General features: G+C 44.3%; 6 protein-coding genes. 2 read left to right on the forward strand and 4 right to left on the reverse strand.

Translation table 11 applies throughout. From position 1 onward, the window contains the following. Positions 1-14 precede the first annotated feature (14 nt). The 4 genes from QZ938_RS28860 to QZ938_RS28875 form a co-directional block, all read right to left on the reverse strand. Complete coding sequence (locus QZ938_RS28860; RefSeq protein ID WP_293355213.1) at positions 15-1037, reverse strand: tetratricopeptide repeat protein; 1023 nt, start codon at positions 1035-1037, stop codon at positions 15-17. A gap of 267 nt (positions 1038-1304) precedes the next feature. Continuing rightward, a complete protein-coding gene (locus tag QZ938_RS28865; protein ID WP_293355216.1) occupies positions 1305-2495 on the reverse strand; it encodes a cysteine desulfurase family protein in 1191 nt (396 codons plus the stop codon). A gap of 47 nt (positions 2496-2542) precedes the next feature. Next, positions 2543-2941 (reverse strand): four helix bundle protein, encoded by a 399-nt coding sequence (locus QZ938_RS28870; protein ID WP_363318915.1) that lies wholly within the window; start codon positions 2939-2941, stop codon positions 2543-2545. 175 nt (positions 2942-3116) lie between these two features. After that, on the reverse strand, positions 3117-3518 hold the full coding sequence (locus QZ938_RS28875) for a hypothetical protein (RefSeq protein WP_293355219.1): 402 nt from the start codon (positions 3516-3518) through the stop codon (positions 3117-3119). Between the two features lie 190 nt (positions 3519-3708). Here QZ938_RS28875 and QZ938_RS28880 point away from each other — a divergent pair, with 190 nt between their 5' ends. Continuing rightward, positions 3709-5373: a DUF655 domain-containing protein gene (locus QZ938_RS28880; protein ID WP_293355222.1), complete on the forward strand. Its 1665-nt coding sequence runs from the start codon at positions 3709-3711 to the stop codon at positions 5371-5373. Between the two features lie 347 nt (positions 5374-5720). Next, the gene (locus QZ938_RS28885) at positions 5721-6374 is read left to right on the forward strand and encodes a hypothetical protein (protein ID WP_293355225.1); all 654 of its coding nucleotides are present in this window, start codon (positions 5721-5723) and stop codon (positions 6372-6374) included. Positions 6375-6544 lie beyond the last annotated feature (170 nt).

Below are 6544 nucleotides of genomic sequence, written 5' to 3' on the forward strand. Positions count from 1 at the left end.
AAAGCACCCTCACTTTAGGCATTAGCCAGCTTCTTTTCAATCATTGCCCAATATTCAGGGAAAGCCTCACGGGTATATACTGTTGATGCTGCCTCATAAAACGATCGCGCTTTTTGCAAATTTTCATCCCGCGAACCGTTGATTCTGTCATTATGGGCATTACCTAGGTTATATTGAATCATTGCCCAATCTTCAGGAAAGTGTTCGGGGGTACGAACAGTTAAAGCAGCCTCAAAAAATGCGATCGCGCGATCGAGATTTTCATCCCGCGAACCGTTGATTCTGTTGGCGTAAGCAGCAGCTAGGTTATTTTGAGTCATTGCCCAATCTTCCGGGAAAGCCTCAAGGGTGTAGACTGTTAAAGAAGCGCCGTAAAGGGCGATCGCCATTTCCACATTTTCGGCCCGCGAACCCTTGATTCTGGTAATATAGGCAGCCGCTAAGTTGTTTTGAGTTTGAGCAAATTTTTCGCTTCCAGGTTGCCGATTATTTAAAACAAGTTGATAAGCGGCAATGGCAATTTCAATATTATTCGCTCTATTCCCACCGGAAAAATTACTAATATTAATTGTCAAGTCTTCAACGAGGCTGACAATTGACTCAATAGTTTGGGAATTTTCCCCACCAATTAACCTCTGCAATACTTGCTCTAATATCTCGGAAAAACGAGCATTGAGGAGATGTTGTCGTTCGGCTAGCATCGGGTAAATTACTGCTGTATTGCTATTGCTACCATCTTCTGCTTGCAATAATTCTAGAATAAAGTTTGCATACTCTTGGGGATTTTCACCTGCGGAGTTATCGCCATCATTGATATCGATTAATTGTGCTAACTGGCCGATCAGATTTCGCAGGAAATCAGCGCCGTTTTGTCCTCCTTGCTGTGCCATTTTTTCTGCTACCAACTCGCAGGTTTCCAGAAATTCGACATCCAACAATTCTAAGTTATCTTGTAATATCTGGGGTTCTTCGCCGTTGGGGCAATTCAGCAGGGTGTGAATTAGTTCTAGGTAGGCTTGGGCGCGGCTTTCTTCCATTGTTGGGGAGTTGTGAATAATATCAGGTTTATTTTATCATGGTTGGGGGTTTTGGGGTTGTTGTATGAGATAAGACGGCGGTTGGAAACCGCGTCTACACAAACGATGTCCGCCTCCGCGGACTCAAGAAGATAACGTAATTTCACCGCCTTTTCTTCAACCCGCGGAGGCGGGTTTTGTCTGTGTAGACGCGGTTTCCAACCGCCGGGTTTCCAACCGCCGGGTTTCCAACCGCCGGGTTTCCAACCGCTTCAACCGCCCAGTTTTCTAATTCCTACACAATGCTACCTTGGGCATTAATCTATCTAAGATTTGTGCGATCGCAATTACCGTCCAATCAATATCAGCCTCAGTGGTTTCGCGTCCGAGTGTCAAGCGAATTCCACCAACCGCGCCGATGGAGTCATATCCCATTGCCAATAATATCGGACTGGGTGTTAGTTTGCCACTGCTACAAGCGGAACCGGAACTAATGCCAATTCCGGCTAAATTGAGCTGTCTAACGAGAGTTTTGCCTGTGATTCTCTCTGTGTCTCTCTTTTGATAAGGGCGACAGGATGGGGAGACAATGCAAAAACTGGTGTGGTGCGGCAGTCGGTAATATCGATCGCCCGTTGGAACTAAACTGGGTATGTCGGCTAATCCGTCAAAAAGTCGATCGCGCAATCCAATCAATCTCGGCGTTTCCACATCCATTTCCTGCACAGCCAACTCCGCCGCCACTCCAAAACCGACAATAGCGGGCAGTGCTTGCGTCCCTGAACGCAGTTTCAACTCTTGTCCGCCCCCGCCCAACATTGGCACCAATTCTAGTCCTGGACGCACGTACAGCGCCCCTGCACCTTGCGGCCCGTAAAGTTTGTGACTCGAAAGCGAAAGCAAGTCTACAGGCAGTTTTTGCACGTCAATCGGCAATTTACCGGCAACTTGAACTGCATCGGTATGGAACAGGATATTGCGATCGCGCGCAATTTGCGATAATGCTTCTATTGGTTGCAGTGTACCAACTTCGCTTTGTCCGTAGATGATGGAAATTAGCACTGTGTGCGATCGCAGCGATTCTTGCAAATCCAAAGGATGAATTCGCCCATATTTATCTACTGGTAATCGCGTTACTTCCCATCCCAATTCTTCGAGTTGTCGCACCGGTTCTGACACGGCGGAATGCTCAACACTGGAAATAATGATATGCTGCGGCTTTGTATAAAGACGCGCAACTCCCATAATTGCTAAATTATCCGCTTCAGTGCCACCAGAAGTAAAAATCATCGATTCCGGTAGCGCGTTAATCAGCCCAGCAACCTGCATTCTGGCTAATTCTAAAGCAGTCGCCGCCCTTTGTCCCCACTCGTGCAAACTAGAAGGATTTCCCCACTGTAGAGTCAGAGCTTTTTGCATAGCATCAATTGCTTCTGGGCGTGTCGGCGTTGTAGCGCTATAGTCGAGGTAAATTTGCATGGTTTTAATGAGTTAGTTGTTATTTGTTATTTGTTATTTGTTGGTTGTCAAGAGTCTGTGGGTGGTTTGCTTTTGGGTATTTTCTTGATTTTCAACGCTTGAGTATTTGCTTTGCTTTGAATTGAGTTTAGGTAAGCGTTGAGTTTGGGAGATAGTTCGTCTATTAAAGGTTTTATGCGCTCGATTTGCTCGGTGGTTAACAGGTGTCGAGCACAAGCTAATCTTAACCAGTGTCTTGTTTCATGCAGTGACCCCCTGGCTATTTTGATAAAACGTTGATTATCGTTGTAGTTATACCGCCCATTCCCCTCGGCAATATTAGCACCAATACTATCGACCGATCTAACCAATTGTTCCCCCACTGTATTTTTAGCAAAGAAATCCCAGGATTGAACAATAAACCAAACTTCATTAGAAATCTGCTCTGCTAATTGATAAACCTGCAACTCTTGAAACCTAACCATACATTTAAAATTTGAACATTGAACAATTATAACATTTTCCCCAAAAAAAGCACAACTAACCAATAACAACTAACCAATAACAACCAACCAATAACAACTAACCAATAACAACTAACCAATAACAACTAACCAATAACAACTAACCAATAACAACTAACTAACTTCCTGGTTTGCAGACATTGTAGTCTTCGTGGGACAAGACTTTTTGGGGAATTAAGAAAGTGCCGCAATCTTCACAAAGCATTCTGTAGTTGCGGGTTACAGGAATGCTCACAATCCAGCGGTTGTGACGGAGACGTTTGCCGCCAAAATCTCTGTAATTCTTATTTTCGCCCAAAGCTGCTATAATAGCGCGAGCTTTAGTAACTACATGATCGGGCAGACCTCTGAGATCGATGATATCTCTAGCAAATGATGCTTCCTTCTCTTGTTTTTGGGTTTGTTTTTCGGCCAGCAGTTCAACTGATTGCTGTTGCGCTATCAACTCTTGCGTGCAGCGATGGCACGCTTTACCATATCCCCTGTGACCACAATCAAAAATTGTTTTTCTTTTACCCATAAAGCATCAGTATCGGGTTTGACCCACGCCCCTGAATGCTGCTACCCTACCAGTGATGCTTCCGGCATCGAGGCAGTTCTACAAGACGCAAAATCTATTCCCTGTCATAAATTTAATAGTTTTAACTTTCCTCGATCCAATATCTTTCCACTCTGAATAGACTGATGACCTCAATAAAATTTTAAATTTTGTGAATGTACTTTATTATAATTTACCAGGTTTGTGTTGTGTTGGAATGCTGGCGATCGCCCTGACGGCTTGCGGACAAGCAAAGCAGGACGTGCAGAATTTACCTCCCAGTCTGGCTCCGCTGCCTCAAGACCCCTTGTTGCAAGTATACTTCAATCAGTCGCTCACTTCGAGTTATACAGAGCCATACCGCGCACAAACTAGACCTGGAGACGATTTAGAAAAGTTAATCGCCGACGCAGTAGCCAATGCTGAATTGACCGTAGATGTTGCGGTTCAGGAGTTTCGGTTGCCCGGTATTGCGCGAAGGTTAGCCGATCGCGCGCGCACTGGAATTAAAATCAGATTAATTGTCGAACATATCTACAATCGCCCTTGGAGCGATTATACAACCCAGGAGTTGGCAAAGTTACCGGAACGAGAGCGCGATCGCTACACCGAATTTCTGCAACTCGCCGATACCAATAAAGACGGTAAATTGAGTGCCGAGGAAATCAAGCAAAACGATGCTTTGGTAATTGTCCAGGATGCGGGGATTCCGGTAATTGACGATACTGCTGACGGAAGTAAAGGCAGCGGTTTGATGCACCACAAATTTGTAGTAATTGACGGCAAAACAGTCATCGTCACTTCGGCTAATTTTACCACCAGCGATATCCACGGTGATTTCAAGACAGCAGCAAGTCGCGGCAATGCCAACAACCTGCTAAAAATTGACAGCCCTCAATTAGCACAAATCTTTACTCAAGAATTTAACATCATGTGGGGCGACGGGCCCGGTGGTAAACCGGATAGCAAGTTTGGCATCAAAAAGCCGTTTCGTCAAGTGCAAAAAGTGAGAGTTGGTAATGCAACTGTTGCCGTGCAATTTTCACCAACAAGTACGACTTTACCTTGGGAAAAAAGCGTTAACAGTTTGATAAATCGCACCTTAGCAAAAGCCAAAAAATCTGTTAATTTGGCACTGTTTGTATTTTCGGCTCAGCAGTTGTCCAATACTCTAGAACTTGAATCTAGGCGCGGTGTAGCGGTGCGAGCTTTGATTGACTCAAATTTCATTTATCGCCCTTACAGCGAAGGTTTAGACATGATGGGGGCGACTTTTATGCAAGATTGCAGCTTAGAATCTGACAATCGCCCGTGGAGAAAGCCGTTGACTACAGTGGGAGTGCCGCAGTTACCAATGGGCGATCGCCTGCACCACAAATTCGGCGTTATCGACGGAAATACCGTGCTGACAGGCTCTCACAACTGGAGTGAGGCTGCAAATCACGGGAATGATGAGACATTATTGGCGATCGACAGCCCGGTAATTGGGGCCCATTTTGAGCGGGAGTTCGATCGGCTTTACAAAGGTGCAATCTTGGGAATTCCCGCCCGAATCAAACAGAAAATTGACGCCAAGCAAAAAGAGTGTAAATCAGTACAAGCAGCATCCAAATCTGCGAATACTCAACCCCAAATTGTTGCCCCTAAAAAGTTAATTAATTTGAATAGCGCGACTCAGGAAGAATTAGAAACTTTGCCAGGAGTTGGCCCGAAGTTAGCCGAGAAAATTATTGCAGCGCGGGAAAGGCACCCTTTTGAGTCTTGGGAGGATGTCGAAAAGTTGCCAGGAGTCAAAAATAAGACAGTAGACAAGTGGCGCGATCGAGTAACATTTTAAGGGTGCATCTCATTTTTGAAAATATGCTTGTAGGGACGAAGCATTTCGGCAGTAAATCTCTGATTCTTACTCATAAGTTATGTACCGAAATGCTTCGCCCTTGCCAAAATGAGATGCACCCCATTTTAAAGTAGGGTGCGTCAGCTATGGTTATTTAATTGATCCTTTATAACATCCGAGCTGACGCACCACAATACATAATACTTCATTCATTAGTAAATAGACTCAGCAATAAGGACTAAAGTCCTCACTACAAACCTATTTTATCTATCTTGACAACAGATAGGCTTTCTAGTTAAACTTGGATTCAAATAAAATGCGTTTTTTCACATTGGACATAAAAAAAAATGAAACGCCCGAGATATCTTACTGACCAGCAACCAAAGAAATTATTAGCTATTTTCATTGGTACAATTTTTGTGACGCTAGCAGCTTTCACAGTCAGCGCCCAGCAGACTAGCGAAGCACAATTTCGGGTAAAAAACGAGAACAGTTTTAATATTAACATGATTCAATTCAAGCGCGTTGAATATATAGGTCAGTGTCCCGGAAGTGGCATCTCCCCTGATTCGCAAAGCGCTCGATTTGTTTCCAGCAAGACTCCCCCCGGCCCTAACAGAAGAGTGCTGATTAAAAATGTGACTGATGGCATGGAAACTGACCCCTATCCTTACACGGATAGAAGTTATGACAAAGGTGAGTCTTCCGAAAGTTTTGGATTTAAGTTAGCAAACAGTCACAAAACAAGAACTTTTTCGGTTTTAGAGGGCGAAAATAAATTTGCCTATGAAATCAAAGAAAATAACCAAGTTATAGAACAGGGTGCGCTTACCGCTCAAGTTTCTGTACAAAATTTAGGTACTTTTCCACGCCAGCAAATTTGTGAGAACAAAGTCACCTCACAATGTCAGGATGCTTCTGATTGTCGCGAGAGGAGACGCAAAGGAAAAAGTTGCAGAATAGAGTGTGTTACTGTTCAAGAGTGTCGCTGTCCGTACTAATTCCTGCCGGTTCGTAGTAAGGACTTCAGTCCTTTATTCCCGAGGTTCGTAGTAAGGACTTCAGTCCTTTATTCCCGAGGTTCGTAGTAAGGACTTCAGTCCTTTATTCCCGAGGTTCGTAGTAAGGACTTCAGTCCTTTATTCCCGAGGTTCGTAGTAAGGACTTCAGT

Origin of the sequence: Microcoleus sp. CAWBG27, assembly GCF_020883145.1 — a bacterium.
Taxonomy (GTDB): Bacteria; Cyanobacteriota; Cyanobacteriia; order Cyanobacteriales; family Microcoleaceae; genus Microcoleus.

Coding starts and splice junctions, on each gene's coding strand:
- QZ938_RS28860 (WP_293355213.1), bottom strand. CDS start 1,037: ATGGAAGAAAGCCGCGCCCAAGCCTACCTAGAACTAATTCACACCCTG.
- QZ938_RS28865 (WP_293355216.1), bottom strand. CDS start 2,495: ATGCAAATTTACCTCGACTATAGCGCTACAACGCCGACACGCCCAGAA.
- QZ938_RS28875 (WP_293355219.1), bottom strand. CDS start 3,518: ATGGGTAAAAGAAAAACAATTTTTGATTGTGGTCACAGGGGATATGGT.
- QZ938_RS28885 (WP_293355225.1), top strand. CDS start 5,721: ATGAAACGCCCGAGATATCTTACTGACCAGCAACCAAAGAAATTATTA.